The organism is Thauera phenylacetica B4P (assembly GCF_000310225.1).
GTDB lineage: Bacteria > Pseudomonadota > Gammaproteobacteria > Burkholderiales > Rhodocyclaceae > Thauera > Thauera phenylacetica.
On the sequence record NZ_AMXF01000087.1, the window covers coordinates 1 to 15,797 of the forward strand.

18 protein-coding genes are annotated in these 15,797 nt (G+C 70.8%); 2 read left to right on the forward strand and 16 right to left on the reverse strand.

Annotated elements, in window-relative coordinates:
* Positions 1-589: SAM-dependent methyltransferase (locus tag C667_RS12270; protein ID WP_004364494.1), on the forward strand; the 589-nt coding region annotated here is incomplete at its 5' end.
* Between the two features lie 16 nt (positions 590-605).
* Here the strand turns inward: C667_RS12270 and C667_RS12275 are convergent.
* From C667_RS12275 to C667_RS12295, 5 genes are read right to left on the reverse strand one after another with little or no spacing between them, the layout of a single operon-like run.
* Positions 606-1,409 carry an alpha/beta hydrolase gene (locus C667_RS12275; RefSeq protein ID WP_004364495.1) on the reverse strand — a complete coding sequence of 268 codons (804 nt, stop codon included), beginning with the start codon at positions 1,407-1,409 and terminating at the stop codon, positions 606-608.
* Positions 1,406-2,632, reverse strand: coding sequence for a multifunctional CCA addition/repair protein (locus C667_RS12280; RefSeq protein ID WP_004364496.1), 1,227 nt, complete (start codon positions 2,630-2,632; stop codon positions 1,406-1,408). Before C667_RS12280 ends, C667_RS12275 begins: the two co-directional genes overlap by 4 nt.
* Complete coding sequence (locus C667_RS12285) at positions 2,632-3,276, reverse strand: glutathione S-transferase family protein (RefSeq protein WP_004364497.1); 645 nt, start codon at positions 3,274-3,276, stop codon at positions 2,632-2,634. Before C667_RS12285 ends, C667_RS12280 begins: the two co-directional genes overlap by 1 nt.
* A gap of 25 nt (positions 3,277-3,301) precedes the next feature.
* The gene (locus C667_RS12290) at positions 3,302-4,258 is read right to left on the reverse strand and encodes a complex I NDUFA9 subunit family protein (protein ID WP_004364498.1); all 957 of its coding nucleotides are present in this window, start codon (positions 4,256-4,258) and stop codon (positions 3,302-3,304) included.
* A gap of 56 nt (positions 4,259-4,314) precedes the next feature.
* Positions 4,315-6,258, reverse strand: a complete 1,944-nt coding sequence (locus C667_RS12295) for a lytic transglycosylase domain-containing protein (protein WP_004364499.1) — start codon at positions 6,256-6,258, stop codon at positions 4,315-4,317.
* A 45-nt stretch (positions 6,259-6,303) separates the two neighbouring features.
* Between C667_RS12295 and C667_RS12300 the strand changes: the two genes are divergently transcribed.
* Entirely contained in the window at positions 6,304-6,894 is a 591-nt protein-coding gene (locus C667_RS12300; protein WP_039921430.1) for a 5-formyltetrahydrofolate cyclo-ligase, read from the forward strand.
* Positions 6,895-6,931: 37 nt separating this feature from the next.
* On the opposite strand, the gene ilvA is transcribed toward C667_RS12300, so the two are convergent.
* The 11 genes from ilvA to C667_RS12355 form a co-directional block, all read right to left on the reverse strand.
* Positions 6,932-8,455 carry a threonine ammonia-lyase, biosynthetic gene (ilvA, locus tag C667_RS12305; protein ID WP_004364503.1) on the reverse strand — a complete coding sequence of 508 codons (1,524 nt, stop codon included), beginning with the start codon at positions 8,453-8,455 and terminating at the stop codon, positions 6,932-6,934.
* A 72-nt stretch (positions 8,456-8,527) separates the two neighbouring features.
* Positions 8,528-9,475 carry an HPr(Ser) kinase/phosphatase gene (hprK, locus tag C667_RS12310; protein WP_004364504.1) on the reverse strand — a complete coding sequence of 316 codons (948 nt, stop codon included), beginning with the start codon at positions 9,473-9,475 and terminating at the stop codon, positions 8,528-8,530.
* A complete protein-coding gene (gene ptsN, locus C667_RS12315) occupies positions 9,444-9,929 on the reverse strand; it encodes a PTS IIA-like nitrogen regulatory protein PtsN (protein WP_004364505.1) in 486 nt (161 codons plus the stop codon). The genes hprK and ptsN overlap by 32 nt, the downstream gene beginning before the upstream one ends.
* A 137-nt stretch (positions 9,930-10,066) precedes the next feature.
* A complete protein-coding gene (hpf, locus tag C667_RS12320) occupies positions 10,067-10,390 on the reverse strand; it encodes a ribosome hibernation-promoting factor, HPF/YfiA family (protein ID WP_004364507.1) in 324 nt (107 codons plus the stop codon).
* A gap of 18 nt (positions 10,391-10,408) precedes the next feature.
* On the reverse strand, positions 10,409-11,860 hold the full coding sequence (locus C667_RS12325) for an RNA polymerase factor sigma-54 (protein WP_004364509.1): 1,452 nt from the start codon (positions 11,858-11,860) through the stop codon (positions 10,409-10,411).
* A 22-nt stretch (positions 11,861-11,882) separates the two neighbouring features.
* Complete coding sequence (gene lptB, locus C667_RS12330) at positions 11,883-12,605, reverse strand: LPS export ABC transporter ATP-binding protein (RefSeq protein ID WP_004364511.1); 723 nt, start codon at positions 12,603-12,605, stop codon at positions 11,883-11,885.
* A complete protein-coding gene (recX, locus tag C667_RS12335) occupies positions 12,592-13,041 on the reverse strand; it encodes a recombination regulator RecX (RefSeq protein WP_004364513.1) in 450 nt (149 codons plus the stop codon). Before recX ends, lptB begins: the two co-directional genes overlap by 14 nt.
* 16 nt (positions 13,042-13,057) lie before the next feature.
* Positions 13,058-14,095, reverse strand: a complete 1,038-nt coding sequence (gene recA / locus C667_RS12340; RefSeq protein ID WP_004364514.1) for a recombinase RecA — start codon at positions 14,093-14,095, stop codon at positions 13,058-13,060.
* 203 nt (positions 14,096-14,298) lie between these two features.
* Positions 14,299-14,787, reverse strand: coding sequence for a nicotinamide-nucleotide amidase (gene pncC / locus C667_RS12345; protein ID WP_004364516.1), 489 nt, complete (start codon positions 14,785-14,787; stop codon positions 14,299-14,301).
* A gap of 6 nt (positions 14,788-14,793) precedes the next feature.
* On the reverse strand, positions 14,794-15,276 hold the full coding sequence (locus tag C667_RS12350) for a phosphatidylglycerophosphatase A family protein (RefSeq protein ID WP_004364518.1): 483 nt from the start codon (positions 15,274-15,276) through the stop codon (positions 14,794-14,796).
* Positions 15,277-15,307: 31 nt separating this feature from the next.
* Positions 15,308-15,797 (reverse strand): AIR synthase-related protein (locus tag C667_RS12355; RefSeq protein WP_004364520.1); only part of this gene is annotated, 490 nt, incomplete at its 5' end.

Consider the following 15,797-nt stretch of genomic DNA (forward strand, 5'->3'; position numbering starts at 1 on the left):
GGGGGTGCGCCGGCTGTGCTGGGCGGACGTGCCGGCGGCGGGCGCGGTGGCCGAGGGCGCGCGGGCGCTCGCCCTGCCGGTGCCGCAGAGCGGCGAATACGTCACCGAGCTCAACCTCGCCGGCAAGGCCTGGGTGGCGGCCTGGGCCGAGCGCCTGCAGGCGGGCGCCCTGCTGCTGATCGACTACGGCTATCCGCGCGCCGAGTACTACCCGCCCTCGCGCTCGGGCGGCACCCTGCTGTGCTACTACCGCCACCACGCCCACGGCGACCCCTTCCTGTGGCCGGGGCTCAACGACATCACCGCCTTCGTGGACTTTACCGCGGTGGCCGAGGCCGGCTTCGAGGCCGGGCTGGACGTGCAGGGTTACACCACGCAGGCGCAGTTCCTCTTCAACTGCGGCGTGCTGGAGTGCCTGGAGCGGCGCGGCGCGCGCGAGAGCGCGGACTACATCCGCGCCGCGCGCGCGGTGCAGCGCCTGACCGCGCCGCAGGAGATGGGCGAGCTCTTCAAGGTGATCGCGCTCTCGCGCGCGATCGACGGGCCGCTGCTGGGCTTCGTGCGCGGAGACCGCACGCACGCCCTCTGAGGCCGCCCGCGGGCGACTACAGCGCGCGCTCGGCCAGCCAGTCGGCGATCCGCATCGCGGCGATCTCCCAGTCGCGCTCGAGCATCATGCCGTGGCCCATGCCGCGGAGGATCTCGGCCTGGCGACCGTAGGTCATGCCGGTCATGTGCACCTGGTCGGGCGGGATCAGGGCGTCATGCTCGGCGCCCAGGATCAGCATCGGCACGCGGTGCATGCGCGCAGGCTGCGGCAGGTTGAACAGCGACATGTCCCAGATCGCGCGGTGCGACTCGGGCTGGCTCAGGCGGTAGTAGCGCTGCAGGTCGTCGGCCGCCACCGGCTGGTGGAAGAGCGCCTCGCGCAGGCTGTCGATGTCCATGTCGTTGCCCGACATGATGCGGTTGAGGTCGGAGAGCAGGTGCGGGCGCTTGAACATGAGGCCGAAGGCCGAGCCCATGAGGCCTTGCGGCGGCACCGCGGACATCAGCACCGCGGCGGGGGCGTCGTACTGCTCCAGGTATTTCTGCACCACCATCCCGCCCATCGAGTGGCCGACCAGCACCGGCGGAGCCGGCAGGCGGGCGGCCACCTCGGCGACGTCGCGCACGTAGTCGTCGATCGAGTAGGAGTCGAGATGCTCGCGCTGGCGGCTGCGGCCGTGGCCCGAGAGCGACACGGCGTAAGCCGGCCAGCCGCGGCGGGCGAACCAGGGCAGGAAGTGTTCTTCCCAGCACCACGCCGACACGTAGGCGCCGTGGACGAAGAGGAGGGGGTGGTCATGGGTGGCGCGCTCGGGTGCGTGGCACAGCACCTCGAGTTCGCCGAAGCGGGTTGCGTTCATGCGGGGTCCTTGTCCAGGGCCTTCACGGCAGCCACGCGGGCGGCGTGCAAGGCCTGAGGAATCAGCGATTTGTCGCTGCATTCGGTTGCGATTCTACCGGCATCGACGGCGCGCACGGCCTGCAGCGCGGCCTGCCAGCGTGACAGGGGTCTCCATTCCGATGCGTTTTCCGCGCCGCGGCCGCGGCCGGCGTGATCGCAGGCGGCCGCCTGCAGCATCAGGAGGAAGCGCTGCGGGCGGCGCAGGCCGTCGCAGCGCTCGATCAGCTTGACCATGGTCTCGGCGCGCAGCTCGGCGGCGCGCGCCAGGATGCCGTGCTCGCGCGCCACCATCTCGGCGAGGTCGCGGCAGTCGGCGGGGGCCTTCAGGCGCTCCGACACCTCGCGCGCGCGGCGCGCGCTCGCGGCCTCGTGGCCGTAGTGGTGCGGGAGCAGGTGGGCGGGCGTGTCGCCCTTGCCGAGGTCGTGCAGCAGGCAGGCCCAGCGCACCGCGAGCGGCTCGCCCGCGGCGGCGGCGTGGTCGATCACCATCAGCACGTGCTCGCCGGTGTCGATCTCGGGGTGGTGCTGCTCGGGCTGCGGCACGCCGAACAGGCGGTCGAGCTCGGGCACCAGGCGCGCGAGTGCGCCGCAGGCGCGCAGCACGCGGATCATGCGCGCGGGGCGCGCCTCCATGAGCCCGCGCGCGAGCTCCTGCCAGACGCGCTCGGCGACCAGGTGGTCGACCTCGCCGGCCGCGACCATGGAGCGCATCAGCGTGAGCGTCTCGGGCGCCAGCTCGAAGTCGGTGAAGCGGGCCGAGAAGCGCGCCACGCGCAGGATGCGCAGCGGGTCCTCGGCGAAGGCGGGCGAGACGTGGCGGAAGACGCGCGCGGCGAGGTCGCGGCGGCCGCCGTAGGGGTCGATCAGGCGGCCGTCCTCGGCGCGCGCGATCGCGTTGATGGTGAGGTCGCGGCGCAGCAGGTCCTCTTCGAGCGTGACCTCGGGCGAGGCGTGGCAGACGAAGCCGGTGTAGCCGTGGCCGGACTTGCGCTCCGTGCGCGCGAGCGCGTATTCCTCGTTGGTGTGCGGATGCAGGAAGACCGGGAAGTCGCGACCGACCGGGCGGAAGCCGCGCGTGAGCATCTCGTCGGGCGTGCTGCCGACCACCACCCAGTCACGATCCTTCACCGGCAGGCCGAGTAGGGCGTCGCGCACCGCCCCGCCCACGACATAGGCCTGCATCAGCCGTAGAGGTCCTCTTCCGCGATCGACTCGGTCTCGGCACGCGCTGCCGCCGCCCACTCCCGCATGTGCGGGTTGGCGAGCAGGGTGGCGAGGTATTCGCCGGCCGCGCCCTCGGGCTTCACCGCGTAGGTCTGGAAGCGGAAGGCGACCGGCGCGAAGGCGGCGTCGGCGAGGCTGAAGCGACCGAAGAGGTAGGGGCCCTCGGCGCCGAAGCGCGCGCGGCAGTCGTTCCAGATCGCCACGATGCGTGCGATGTCGGCGTCGACCTCGGGGCTGTGGCCGAAGCCGGTGTAGTCCTTGCGCACGTTCATCGGCATGCGGCTGCGCAGGTTCTGGAAGCCGGAGTGCATCTCGGCGGTGACCGAGCGCGCCATCGCGCGCGCGACCGGGTCGGCGGGCAGCAGGCCGGGACGCTTCTCGGCGAGGTATTCGCCGATCGCGAGCGAGTCCCACACCACCACGCCGTGGTCGTTCAGGCAGGGCACCTTGCCCGCGGGCGAGTGCGACAGGATGCGCTCGCGGCTACCCGGGATGAACAGCGAGATGCGGATCTCCTCGAAGGTGAAGCCGCCCTCGCGCGCGGCCAGCCAGGCGCGCAGGGACCAGGAGGAATAGTTCTTGTTGCCGATGATCAGCTTCATCGCGGACTCCGTCAGGGGTTGTTCTTCAGCGTCGCGCGTGGCGGCGGAAGGGGTAGTAGTGGGCGCGCGGCGCAGCCTTGCCGAGCCAGGCCGGGGCCACGGTCTCGAGCGCGGTCGGGCTCATGCCGAAGGGTTGCGGGCTGCCGGTGGCGATGTTGTCGACCTTCATCGAGCGCACGTTGTCGCGGCTCATCAGCGGCTGGGGCGCGAGTTCCATCATGCGCGCCTGCAGCATCGCGAGCTTCTCGGAGAGCGGATAGATCGGGCGCGGCTTGCCGACCAGGGCGGAGACGTACTCGACGAGCTGGCGCAGCGTGTAGACCGTGGGGCCAGCGAGCTGGAAGGTCTGCCCGGCGGCGTCCTCGCGGGTCAGGCCCTGCCACACCGCCTCGGCGACGTCCTCGACATACACCGGCTGGAAGCGCGTACCCGCGCCGGCCAGCGGCAGCACCGGGAACATGCGTGCGAGGTCGGCGAAGAGGTTGAGGAAGCTGTCGCCGCGGCCGAACACCACCGAGGGCTGCAGGATGGTCCACGCGATCTCGGGCGAGCCGGTGCGGATCGCGGTCTCGCCGGCGGCCTTGGAGCGCTGGTATTCGGAGGGGCCGTCGGAGTAGGCGCCGAGCGCGCTGATGTGGATCAGCTTCGGGACGTGCGCCGTGCGACAGGCGGCGACGATCTTCTGCGGCAGCTCGACGTGGGCGCGCGCGAAGTCGGGCCCGTAGGGCTTGCCCGGGCGCGAGTGCAGGACGCCGACGGTGTTCACCACCGCGTCGGCGCCCTCGAACAGGCGCGCGAGCACGGCGACGTCATGCACGTTGCCTTCCACCACCTCGGCGTTGGGCAGCAGCAGCACGTGGCCGGCGCGGCTGCGACGGCGGGTGGGGATGAGGACCTTGACGCCTTCCTTGCAGAGGCGATTGGCGATGGCGCTGCCGATAAAGCCGGAGCCGCCGACGATGACGACGCGTTTCGGGTTCATGTTTCGACTGGACCGTGCTGTTGCTGTGGTTGGAATGGAGTGCCGCACCCGGAAGCTTACTCGCTGGCCGCCCCGGGCGCGATCGTGCCGAGCCGCGCCTTGAGCGATTGCGGCTGTTTTTCGAGCATCGCGGAGTAGATCACCGCGTTGGCGAGCACCTTCTTGACGTAGTCGCGAGTCTCGTCGAAGGGGATCGTCTCGGTGTAGATCGCGCCTTCGAGCGGCGCCGCGTCGCGCCAGCGCCGCGCGCGCCCGGGGCCGGCGTTGTAGCCGGCGCTGGCGAGCACGGGGTGGGCGTCGAGCCCCTCCATGATCAGGCGCATGTAGCTGGTGCCGAGGAGCACGTTGGTCTCGGGGTCGGTGAGCAGGCGCTGGCTGTAGCCGGCGAGGCCGATGCGGTCGGCCACCCACTTGCCGGTGGCGGGCATGACCTGCATGAGGCCCTGCGCGCCGACGCTGGAGCGCGCCGGGATCACGAAGCGGCTCTCCTGGCGCATGAGGCCGTACACCCAGCCGAGGTCGAGGCCCTGCGCGCGCACCTGGGGTTCGATGAGGTCGCGGTAGGGCGTCAGGAAGCGCAGCTCGAAGTTGCTGCGCGGGTTGGCCAGCTCGGCGGTGTTGATCGCGCGGTCGTAGAGCTCGTTGCGCAGCGCGAGGTGGGCGGCGGCGAGGCGGAACTGCTCGTCGCGCTCGCGCACGCCCCACACCCACTCGCGCAGCGCCTCGGTGCGCAGCTCGAGGCGGTAGAGCGCGAGCGCGCGTTGCAGGCCCGGGTCGCGCTCGGCCTCCTCGAGCTTGGCGCGCGGCAGCGGCGCGGTGGCGGGTGGCGGCGGGAAGGCCTCGCCGAGCTCCTCGCGCGCGAGCATGCCGTAGAAGTGCGGCTCGGCGGCGATGCGCACATAGAGCGACTCGGCGGCGTCGCGGCGGCCGGCAGCGGCCTCGGCGCGGCCCAGCCAGTAGATCCAGTCGGCGGTCTCGCGCTCTTCGGCGGGCATGGCCTCGATCGCCGCGCGCACCGCGCGCCAGTCGCCGATGCGCAGCGCCGCCCGCACCCGCCAGGCGCGCTGCTGGGCGGTGGTCTCGATGTCGCCGGCGGCGGCGTAGAGCGCGCTCGCCTCGGGCAGGCGGTCGAGCGCGGCGTGCATGCCGAGCGCCAGGTGGGCGTAGTTGCGTTCGGCGGCGCTGAGGCGGTCCTGGATGCGCAGCAGGCGCAGGCGCGCGGCGGAGACGTCCTCGCGCGCCAGACGCACGAGCGCGGCGAGCGCGAGCTCGCGGCCGGCGCGCGTCACCGCGAAGTTGGGCGGCAGGCGGTCGAGCCAGGGCGCGGGCGAGCGGATCGCCTGCCCCAGGTCGGCGGCGACGGGTGCGCTGGCAGCGGGCAGCAGGGACAGGCTGGCGAGCGCGGCCTCGGGCTTGCGGGTGTCGATCTGGCGACGGATCCGCCACCACACGCGCTCCTCGTCCACCGCGCCGGCGTCGACCGCCGCACGCAGCGGCGTGTCGCAGGCCGCGTCGGCGTCGACGAGCGTGTCCCACTCGCGCGCGAGCTCGGCGAAGACGCTGCGATCGCCGCTCAGCACGCGCGCGCTCCAGGCGTTGCAGCGCAGCTCGGCGTCGGGGTTGCGCAGGTCGGCGTATGCGTCGAGGAAGCCGCTCCAGTCGTTGTCCCGGGCGAGGCGGCGCAGCCAGTCGGCGCGCAGGCGCTCGGCGAGGTTGGAGCCGGCCTCCTCGGAGAAGAAGGCCTGCAGGGCCGCGACCGGCACGGGTTCGTCGGCGCGCGCGAGGCGGTTGATCAGCAGCCAGTAGCGCGGATAGGCGTCGAGCGGATGGGCCTCGCGCACGGCGGCGAGGCGTTCGAGGGTGTCGCGGTCGCCCTTGCGCAGCGCCTCGCGAGCGGCGACGATACGTTCGTCCCCGGACTCGCCGCCGACCTGCGCGAACGCGCCGGCGGGGGCGAGGAACGTCGCGGCCGTGAGCGCCGCAACCAGTGCCTTCTTCATGCCAGGTGATGCCTCCGTTTGACCGGCAACCATACCATATCGAAGATGAATTCCGCCCCCTTGTCCCACGATCCGGCCGCGCGTCGCAAGCGCATGCGCGAACATGCGCTCGAATTGCGCGAGCGCCTGCCTGCCGAGCGCCGCGAGCGCCTTTCCGCCGCGATCGGCGCGCATCTCGACTCCCTGCTCGGACGGCTGCAGCCGCGCCGGCTGGCCTTCTGCTGGCCTTACCGCGCCGAACCCGACCTGCGCCCCTGGGTGCAGGCCTGGCTCGCGGCCGCGCCCGGGCGGGTGGCGGCCCTGCCGGTGGTGCTCGAGCGGCATGCGCCGATGGTGTTCCGCGCATGGACGCCGGGCGTGCCGATGCCGCTCGACCGCCACGGCATCCCTCATCCGGCGGACGGCGAGGCGGTCGAGCCCGAGCTGGTGCTGATCCCGCTCAACGCCTTCGATGATCGCGGCTACCGCCTCGGCTACGGCGGCGGCTACTTCGACCGCACGCTGGCGGTGCTGCGCACCGTGGCGGTGGGCGTGGGCTTCGAGGTCGGGCGCGTACCCGACACCCTGCCGCAGCAGTTCGATCGCCCGATGGACTGGCTGGTGACCGAGGCGGGGGTGGCGAAGCCGCGCGCCTGAGCGGCGGCCTCAGCACCCTCGCGGCCGCACGCGGGGCTCAGCTCCCGGACAGGAACATGCGATAGGCGGGGTTGTCGGTCTCGGCCACGTAGTCGTAGCCGAGGCGCTGCAGGAAGGCGTCGAAGGCCTCCTTGTCGCTCGGCGGGACCTGCATGCCGACCAGCACGCGGCCGAAGTCGGAGCCGTGGTTGCGGTAGTGGAACAGCGAGATGTTCCAGTCCGAGCGCAAGTTGGAGAGGAAATTCATCAGCGCGCCGGGGCGCTCGGGGAAGACGAAGCGGTACACCACCTCGTTCTCGGCCTGCGGCGCGCGCCCGCCCACCATGTAGCGCACGTGCGACTTGGCCATCTCGTCGTCGGTGAGGTCGAGCGCGGGCAGCTCGTGGCGCTCGAGCATCTCGACCAGGCGCCCGGCCTCGTTGCGGTTGTGCACGGTGACGCCGACGAAGATGTGGGCGCGCTCGGCGTCGGCGTAGCGGTAGTTGAACTCGGTGATGTTGCGGTTGCCGAGCACGCTGATGAATTTGCGGAAGGAGCCCGGCTTCTCGGGGATGGTCACCGCGAGCACGGCCTCGCGCTGCTCGCCGAGCTCGGCACGCTCGGCGACGAAGCGCAGGCGGTCGAAGTTCATGTTGGCGCCCGAGGCCACCGCGACGAGGCTCTTGTCGCGCAGCTTGTTGCGGCGGGCATACTCCTTGGCGCCGGCGACGGCGAGCGCGCCGGCCGGCTCGAGGATGGAGCGGGTGTCCTCGAAGACGTCCTTGATCGCGGCGCAGATCGCGTCGTTGTCGACCACGATCATCTCGTCCACATATTGCTGGCACAGGCGGAAGGTCTCGAGGCCGACCTCCTTGACCGCGGCGCCGTCGGCGAAGATGCCGACCTGCTCGAGCGCGATGCGCTTGCCCGCGGCGAGCGAGCGCGTCATCGCGTCGGCGTCCACCGCCTCGACGCCGATGATCTTCGTCTCCGGGCGCAGGCGCTTGATGTAGGCCGCCACGCCGGCGATCAGCCCGCCGCCGCCGACGCAGCAGAACACCGCATGGATCGGCTTCGGGTGGGCGCGCAGGATCTCCATGCCCACGGTGCCCTGGCCGGCGATCACGTCGGGGTCGTCGAAGGGGTGGACGAAGGTGAGCTTCTCGGTCTTCTCGAGCTCGAGCGCGTGGGCGTAGGCGTCGGAGTAGGATTCGCCGGCGAGCACCACCTCGCCGCCACGCGCCTTCACCGCGTCGATCTTGATCGCCGGGGTGGTGCTCGGCATCACGATCACCGCGCGCACGCCAAGCCTGGCCGCCGACAGCGCCACGCCCTGGGCGTGGTTCCCGGCCGAGGCGCAGATCACGCCGCGCTTCAAGGCCTGCGGCGACAGGTTCGCCATCTTGTTGTAGGCGCCGCGGATCTTGAAGCTGAACACCGGCTGCATGTCCTCGCGCTTGAAGTAGATCCGGTTGTGCACGCGCGCCGACAGGTTGGCGGCGAGGTCGAGCGGGGTCTCGACGGCGACGTCGTACACCTGCGCGTTGAGGATGCGTTCCAGGTAATCGGGTGTGGAGCTCATGGCCGGCCAGTGGGCTGCTGCAAAGCGATCGAGCGTAACAGCCGGCGGCGGCGTGCCGCAAGTGCGCGCGCTTCAGTCCGCGCGCTGGGCACCTTCGGCGTGCAGCGCGCGCGCCTGGCGGTCGATGAACTCCTGGGTGGAGTCGATGCCGCGCAGCTTGAGGATCTTCGAGCGCACCGCGGCCTCGAGCAGCACCGCGAGGTTGCGTCCGGCGGCCACCGGCAACACCACGCGGGCGATCTTGACGCCGAGGATGTCCTGCGTCTCCTGCTGCAGCGGCAGCCGGCAGGGGTCGTCGGGGCCGGGCTGGCGGCGGTCGAGGTGGCAGATCAGGCGCAGGCGCATCTTCCGCCGGCACGCGGTCTCGCCGAAGATGGTGCGGATGTTGATGAGGCCGAGGCCGCGCACCTCGATGAAATCCTGCAGCATCTCGGGGCAGCGGCCCTCGAGCACCGTGGGCGCGATGCGCGACAGCTCGACCACGTCGTCGGCGACCAGGCCGTGACCGCGCGAGATCAGCTCGAGGCCGAGCTCGGACTTGCCCGCGCCGGAGTCGCCGGTGATCATCACGCCCAGCCCGAGCACGTCCATGAACACGCCGTGCAGCGAGACCTTGTCGGCGAGCTCGCGCGACAGGTAGAGGCGGAGCTGGTCGATCACGCTCGCCGAGGGGTGGCGCGCGGTGAACAGCGCGACGTCGTGCGCCTCGCAGATGCCGTGGAGGATGTTGGGGATCTCGCAGCCGTCGGCGACGATGATCGCGGGCGGGTGCGCGGAGAGGATCTCGTTGAGGTGGTGGGCGACCTTCTCGTTCGCCTGGCGCTGCGCCCACGCGAGCTCCGCGGCGCCGAGCACCTGCAGCCGGGTGGGGTGGATCAGGTTGAGGTGGCCGACGAGGTCGGCCGGCCAGATGCGCTCTTCGGCGACCGAAAGGCGTGCGCCGATCGGTCCGCTGACGTGGACGAGGCTCAGGCTGTCGCGGTGGGCCTCATACAGCCGGGTCAGGCTGGTTTGCCGCATCGGCGCCCCAATTCACGAACAGGCTGTGGATCTGCGCGGCATCCGCGGCGCCGTGCAGGGTCTCGCGGAACTCGCGGTCGCTGAACATCTGCGCGAGCTCGGAGAGCAGCTGCAGGTGGGTTTCGTTGGCCTGCTCGGGCACCAGCAGCACGAACAGCATGTCGACCGGGCGGCCGTCGGGCGCGTCGAACTGCACCGGCGTGGCCAGGCGCAGGAAGGCGCCGGCGGCGTCCTTGAGCCCCTTGATGCGGCCGTGCGGGATGGCGATGCCCTGGCCCAGCCCGGTCGAGCCGAGGCGCTCGCGGGTGAACAGGCTGTCGAATACGGTGCTGCGGGCGATGCCCTGGTTGTTCTCGAACAGCAGGCCGGCCTGCTCGAAGACGCGCTTCTTGCTGCTCGCGTCGAGATCGACAACCACGTTGGAAAGCGGCAGGAGTTGGGATATCAGGCTCATTCGCAGGTGGGCTCGCGCACTCTTCCGTCAGCGGCCGCCAAGGGGGCGGGAATCCGGTCCGGGGCGTGTGCGGCCGCGCTTCGTGAAAACGCGCGCATTATAACCACACCCCGGACGGGGGAGCTTCAAGCCGGTCTTCAGGCCTCCGGGACCTGGTGCTTGAGCGACTCGTGGTTATGCTCGGACTGCTTCTGCTTGTACTTCTGAACCTGACGGTCGAGCTTGTCGGTCATCGAATCGATCGCCGCGTAGAGGTCGGCATCGTCGCTCTCGACGAAGATGTCCTTGCCGCGCACGTGCAGCGTCACCTCGGCCTTCTGCTTGAGCTTCTCGACCGACAGGATGACGGTGACGCTGGTGACGTTGTCGAAGTGGCGGATGACGCGATCGAGCTTGGAGGTCACGTATTCGCGGATGGCGGGGGTGACTTCGACGTGGCGCCCGGTGATGTTCAGATTCATGGATGACTCCTGTTGTTGTCAGAGGGATTTGCGCAGGCTGACCGGCGGGATGTTGAGGGATTCGCGGTACTTGGCGATCGTGCGCCGTGCGACGACGATTCCCTGCTGGCCGAGGATTTCGGCGATCCTGGCGTCGGACAGCGGCTTCTTGCTGTCCTCCGCGTCCACCAGCTGGCGAATCAGTGCGCGAATCGCCGTGGAGGAAGCCGCACCGCCGGTGTCGGTCGCGACATGGCTGCCGAAAAAGTACTTGAGCTCGAAGACTCCGCGCGGCGTCGACATGTACTTCTGCGTGGTGACGCGCGAGACGGTGGATTCGTGCAGCTCGAGCTGGTCTGCGATCTCCCTTAGGGTGAGTGGCCGCATCGCCACATCCCCATGATCGAAGAACTGTCGTTGCTGGTCAACGATGGCCTGGGAGACGCGCAGGATGGTGTCGAAGCGCTGCTGGACGTTCTTGATCAGCCAGCGCGCCTCCTGCAGCTGCCCGCCCAGGCCGCCGCCCTGCGCGCGGTTCTGCTGCAGCAGGTTGGCGTACAGGCGGTTGATGCGCAGGCGGGGCATGGCCTCCTGGTTGAGGCTCACGGTCCATTGACCGCGCAGCTTGCGCACGACGACGTCGGGCAGCACATAGCGCGTCTCGGCGGTGGAGTAGCGCGAGCCGGGGTGCGGGTCGAGGCTGCAGATCAGCGCCTGGGCCTCGCGCAGGGCCTCGTCGTCGCAGCCGGTGAGCTTGCGGATGCGGGCGAAGTTGCGCTCGGCGAGCAGCTCGAGGTGGCTGGTGACGATCTCGAGCGCGAGCGGGCGGATGGCGCTCTCGGGTAGCGCCAGCAGCTGCAGGGCGAGGCACTCCTGCGGGCTGCGCGCGCCGATCCCCGCCGGCTCGAGGCTCTGCACGTGGCGCAGGGCGATGGCGAGCTCGTCGAGCTCGACCTCGGCGCCCTGCGGCAGCAGTTCGAGAAGCTCTTCCAGAGGCTGGTGCAGGTAGCCGTCGTCGTCGAGCGCCTCGATCAGGAAGCGCACCAGCGCGCGGTCGCGGTCGGACAGGGGCGACAGCGCGATCTGCTCGTCGAGGTGCTCGCGCAGGGATACACCGGCGGCCTGGATGTCCTGGTAGTCGCCGTCGTCGTCGTCCTCGCTGCGGCTGGAGGCGCCCTGGCCCACGTTGGACCAGTCGATGCTGTCGTCTTCGCTGCTGCCTTCGCCGCCCTCGTGCGTGATCGACTCGCCCGCAGGTTCGGCGGCGGGCTCGGGGGCCGCCTCGCGCTCGGGCGCGTTACCGGGGGGTGGGACGGGGGCGTAGTCGCCGCCGTCGCCGTCCTCGCGTTCCAGCATCGGGTTCTCGAGCAGCACGCGCTCGATCTCCTGGTTCAGCTCGATCGTCGACAGCTGCAGCAGCTTGATCGACTGCTGCAGCTGCGGCGTCAGCGTGAGGTGCTGGGAGAGCTTGAGCTGGAGGCTGGGTTTCATCGCGATCGGCCGGAGGGCGGGCTCACAGGCGGAAGTGCTCGCCGAGATACACCTGGCGCACGCGCTCGTTCTCGATGATCTCGGCCGGCTGCCCGCTCGCCAGCACGCGGCCTTCGCTGATGATGTAGGCGCGGTCGCAGATGCCCAGGGTCTCGCGCACGTTGTGGTCGGTGATCAGCACGCCGATGCCGCGCTCCTTGAGGAAGCGGATGATTTTCTGGATGTCGAGCACCGCGATCGGGTCGACCCCCGCGAAGGGCTCGTCGAGCAGGATCAGCCGCGGGTCGGTGGCGAGCGCGCGGGCGATCTCGCAGCGCCGGCGCTCGCCGCCCGAGAGCGAGATGGCCGTGTTGTCGCGCAGGTGATGGATTCCGAGCTCCATCAGCAGCTCCTCGAGGCGCTCCTCGACCTGCCGGCGCTCGAGCCCCTGCAGCTCGAGCACGGCGCGGATGTTCTCGGCCACGCTGAGCTTGCGGAACACGCTCATCTCCTGCGGCAGGTAGGACAGGCCCAGCCGCGCGCGGGCGTGGATCGGCAGGTGGGTGAGGTCGGTGCCGTCGAGCGCGATCTGGCCGCCGTCGGCGCGCACCAGGCCCACGATCATGTAGAAGCAGGTGGTCTTGCCGGCGCCGTTGGGGCCGAGCAGGCCGACGACCTCGCCCGAGCCGACCTCGAAGCCGACGTCGTGCACGACGGTGCGCGCCTTGTAGCGCTTTTGCAGGCCGGCGACCTTAAGCAGAGTCATCGTAGGGCTCTTTCAACAGCTTGCGGATCAGCTCGGAGGCGAACCCCCGGGTTTGCAGGAAGCGCGCCTGGCGCGCCCATTCGCGCGCATCGGCGGGCGGGGTGGCGAAGCGGGCGCGCAGCACGGCGCGTGCCCGTTCGGCCTCTGATTCTACGCACTCGCCGGCGAGCGCCTCGTCGATCCGGTCACGGTCGATGCCGCGGCGCGCGAGCTCGTTGCGCAGCCGCGCGGCGCCGAAGCGTGTCGCCTTGCTGCGCACGAAAGCCTCGGCGTAGCGCTCGTCGGACTGCAGGCCGAGCTCGCGCATGCGCTCGATCACCGCTTCGATCTCGGCCGGTTCGCCGTGGGGGGCGAGCTTGCGCGCCAGCTCGGCGCGCGAGTGATCGCGCCGGGCGAGATGGCGGAGCGCACGTTCGCGCAGGCTCGGCTCGCCCATGTCGTCGTCGCCGGGTTCAGGCCTCGGCCGGCGCGGGAGCGGACGCGGCGGCGGGCGGCAGCTCGGGCAGGCCGACCGCGACCCGCACCCGGTTCTCGATCTCGCGGGCGAGCATCGGGTTGGCGCGCAGGAACTCGCGCGAGTTGTCCTTGCCCTGGCCGATCTTGTCGCCCTTGTAGGCGTACCAGGCGCCCGACTTGTCGACGATCTTGTGGTCCACGCCGAGGTCGATGATCTCGCCCTCGCGCGAGATGCCCTCGCCGTAGAGGATGTCGAAGTGGGCCTCCTTGAACGGCGGCGAGACCTTGTTCTTGACCACCTTGACGCGGGTCTCGGAGCCGACGACCTCGTCGCCCTTCTTGATCGTGCCGGTGCGGCGGATGTCCATGCGCACCGAGGCGTAGAACTTGAGCGCGTTACCGCCGGTCGTGGTCTCGGGGCTGCCGAACATCACGCCGATCTTCATGCGGATCTGATTGATGAAGATCACCAGGGTGTTGGTGCGCTTGATGTTGGCGGTGAGCTTGCGCAGCGCCTGCGACATCAGGCGGGCCTGCAGGCCGGGGAGCTGGTCGCCCATCTCGCCCTCGATCTCGGCCTTGGGCGTGAGCGCGGCGACCGAGTCGATGACGACGATGTCCACGCCGCCCGAGCGCACCAGCATGTCGGCGATCTCGAGCGCCTGCTCGCCGGTGTCGGGCTGCGAGATCAGCAGGTCCTCGATGTTGACCCCGAGCTTCTCGGCGTAGCCGACGTCGAGCGCGTGCTCGGCATCGATGAAGGCCGCGGTGCCGCCGATCTTCTGCATCTCGGCGATGACCTGCAGGGTCAGCGTGGTCTTGCCGGAGGATTCGGGGCCGTAGATCTCGACCACCCGGCCGCGCGGCAGGCCGCCGAGGCCGAGCGCGATGTCGAGCCCGAGCGAGCCGGTGGAGACGGTCTGGATGTCGCGCTCGATGCTGCCGTCGCCCATGCGCATGATCGAACCCTTGCCGAACTGCTTTTCGATCTGCGACAGCGCAGCGGCGAGGGCCTTGGCCTTGTTTTCGTCCATGGAGGTGCGTCCTGTTTGATTGCCCGATTATGGCACAAAGATTGCAGACATGCGGGGTGCAGGTCCGATGCCGTAAGTGTAGAGCCTGTATGCAATTACAGCAAATATGCCGAGCAAGTTCTTGCGGAAGGCCGTGGGACTCTTTGTACGGGATGTCCCGCGCGCAAGCCGCTGGCGTGTCCGGCCTGCAGTCCTGCGCAGCCTCAGGCGCAGCGCTCGAGCACGCCCTGCAGCGCGAGGCGCACCGTCTGTCGGCGCACCGCGTTGCGGTCTCCGGCCAGATGCACCGTGGTCGTCGCGGTGGGGGCACCGCGCCGCGCCCAGGCGAGGCAGACCGTGCCGACGGGCTTTGCCGCGCTGCCGCCGCCCGGACCGGCGACGCCGGACACGGCCACCGCGAGGTCGGCGCGGCTCTGGTCGAGCGCGCCTGCCGCCATCTCGCCCACGGTGGCTTCGCTGACCGCGCCGTGGGTGTCGAGGGTGTCGTCGCGCACGCCGAGCATGTCGGCCTTGGCGGCGTTCGAATAGGTCACGAAGCCGCGGTCGAACCAGCCCGAGCTGCCCGCGATCGCGGTGACGGCCTCGGCGATCCAGCCGCCGGTGCAGGACTCCGCGGTGGCCAGCCAGAGCCCGCGGGCGGCGAGGGCTTCGCCCACGCGGCGCGCGAGGGTGTCGAGTTCGGGGTCGGTCATGGTTTCTCAGCTCCCCAGCAGATGGACCAGCACCGCGAGCACCAGAAGGGTGTAGCCGGCGGCGACGATGTCGTCGAACATGACCCCGAAGCCGCCCTTGAAGCTGCGGTCGGCCCAGCGCACCGGGGGCGGCTTGGCGATATCGAAGAAGCGGAACAGGGCCACCGCCACCACCTGCCACAGCAGCCCGGCGGGGGTAAACAGCAGCACGAGCCAGATCGCCACCATCTCGTCCCAGACGATGCCGCCGTGGTCCGGCACGCCGAGCGCGCGCCCGGTGCGTTCGGCGGCGAGCACGCCGGCGAGGAAGAAGCTGGCGAGCAGGGCGAGGAAGACGAACTCCGACACCGGAGTGCGGATCAGCGGGTAGAGCGCCCAGCCGAGCAGGGTGCCGACCGTGCCGGGTGCCCATGGCGACAGCCCGGCCCCGAAGCCCAGCGAGATGAAGTGGGCGGGGTGGCTCAGGAGCAGGCGGGCGGTGGGGCGCATGGTCGTGTCGAAGGGTGGGCCGGGTCGGATCTCAGGCGAAGTGATCGTAGCCGTACGCGGCCGGTGCCGCCAGTGCGCCGTCGGCTTCGCGCAGCAGCAGTCGCTCGCGTTCGCGGGTGAACTGGCCGATGCGATGCAGCGGGAGCGCGAGTCGGGCGGACAAGGCCTCGATCGCGCCCCGGTGCCGCGGCGCAGCCGTGAACAGCAGCTCGTAGTCGTCGCCACCGGCGAGCAGGCAGCGCCGGCACAGCGCGGCGTCGGCGCCGCTGGCGGCGAGCGCGGCCATCGGCAGCGCCGCGGCGTCGACGATGGCGCCAGTGCCGGAGCACTCCAGGAGGTGGCGCAGGTCGCCGAGCAGGCCGTCGGAGACGTCCAGCATCGCGCTCGCCAGGCCGCGCAGCGCGATGCCGAGCTCGACGCGCGGCTGCGGGCGCTGCAGGGCGTCGACGAACTCGGCGCGCTGGGGCGCGTGCAGCGCGGCCTCCCCGCGCAAGGCCGCGAACCCGAGCGCGGCGCGGCCG

Excerpts from the sequence above, each read along its gene's own strand:
- C667_RS12350 (WP_004364518.1), bottom strand. The coding sequence starts at position 15,276 with ATGCGCCCCACCGCCCGCCTGCTCCTGAGCCACCCCGCCCACTTCATC.
- lptB (WP_004364511.1), bottom strand. The coding sequence starts at position 12,605 with ATGACTCTGCTTAAGGTCGCCGGCCTGCAAAAGCGCTACAAGGCGCGC.
- ilvA (WP_004364503.1), bottom strand. The coding sequence starts at position 8,455 with ATGAGCTCCACACCCGATTACCTGGAACGCATCCTCAACGCGCAGGTG.
- pncC (WP_004364516.1), bottom strand. The coding sequence starts at position 14,787 with ATGACCGACCCCGAACTCGACACCCTCGCGCGCCGCGTGGGCGAAGCC.
- recX (WP_004364513.1), bottom strand. The coding sequence starts at position 13,041 with ATGGGCGAGCCGAGCCTGCGCGAACGTGCGCTCCGCCATCTCGCCCGG.
- hprK (WP_004364504.1), bottom strand. The coding sequence starts at position 9,475 with ATGCGGCAAACCAGCCTGACCCGGCTGTATGAGGCCCACCGCGACAGC.
- ptsN (WP_004364505.1), bottom strand. The coding sequence starts at position 9,929 with ATGAGCCTGATATCCCAACTCCTGCCGCTTTCCAACGTGGTTGTCGAT.
- C667_RS12325 (WP_004364509.1), bottom strand. The coding sequence starts at position 11,860 with ATGAAACCCAGCCTCCAGCTCAAGCTCTCCCAGCACCTCACGCTGACG.
- recA (WP_004364514.1), bottom strand. The coding sequence starts at position 14,095 with ATGGACGAAAACAAGGCCAAGGCCCTCGCCGCTGCGCTGTCGCAGATC.
- C667_RS12285 (WP_004364497.1), bottom strand. The coding sequence starts at position 3,276 with ATGAAGCTGATCATCGGCAACAAGAACTATTCCTCCTGGTCCCTGCGC.
- hpf (WP_004364507.1), bottom strand. The coding sequence starts at position 10,390 with ATGAATCTGAACATCACCGGGCGCCACGTCGAAGTCACCCCCGCCATC.
- C667_RS12280 (WP_004364496.1), bottom strand. The coding sequence starts at position 2,632 with ATGCAGGCCTATGTCGTGGGCGGGGCGGTGCGCGACGCCCTACTCGGC.
- C667_RS12275 (WP_004364495.1), bottom strand. The coding sequence starts at position 1,409 with ATGAACGCAACCCGCTTCGGCGAACTCGAGGTGCTGTGCCACGCACCC.
- C667_RS12295 (WP_004364499.1), bottom strand. The coding sequence starts at position 6,258 with ATGAAGAAGGCACTGGTTGCGGCGCTCACGGCCGCGACGTTCCTCGCC.
- C667_RS12300 (WP_039921430.1), top strand. The coding sequence starts at position 6,304 with ATGAATTCCGCCCCCTTGTCCCACGATCCGGCCGCGCGTCGCAAGCGC.
- C667_RS12290 (WP_004364498.1), bottom strand. The coding sequence starts at position 4,258 with ATGAACCCGAAACGCGTCGTCATCGTCGGCGGCTCCGGCTTTATCGGC.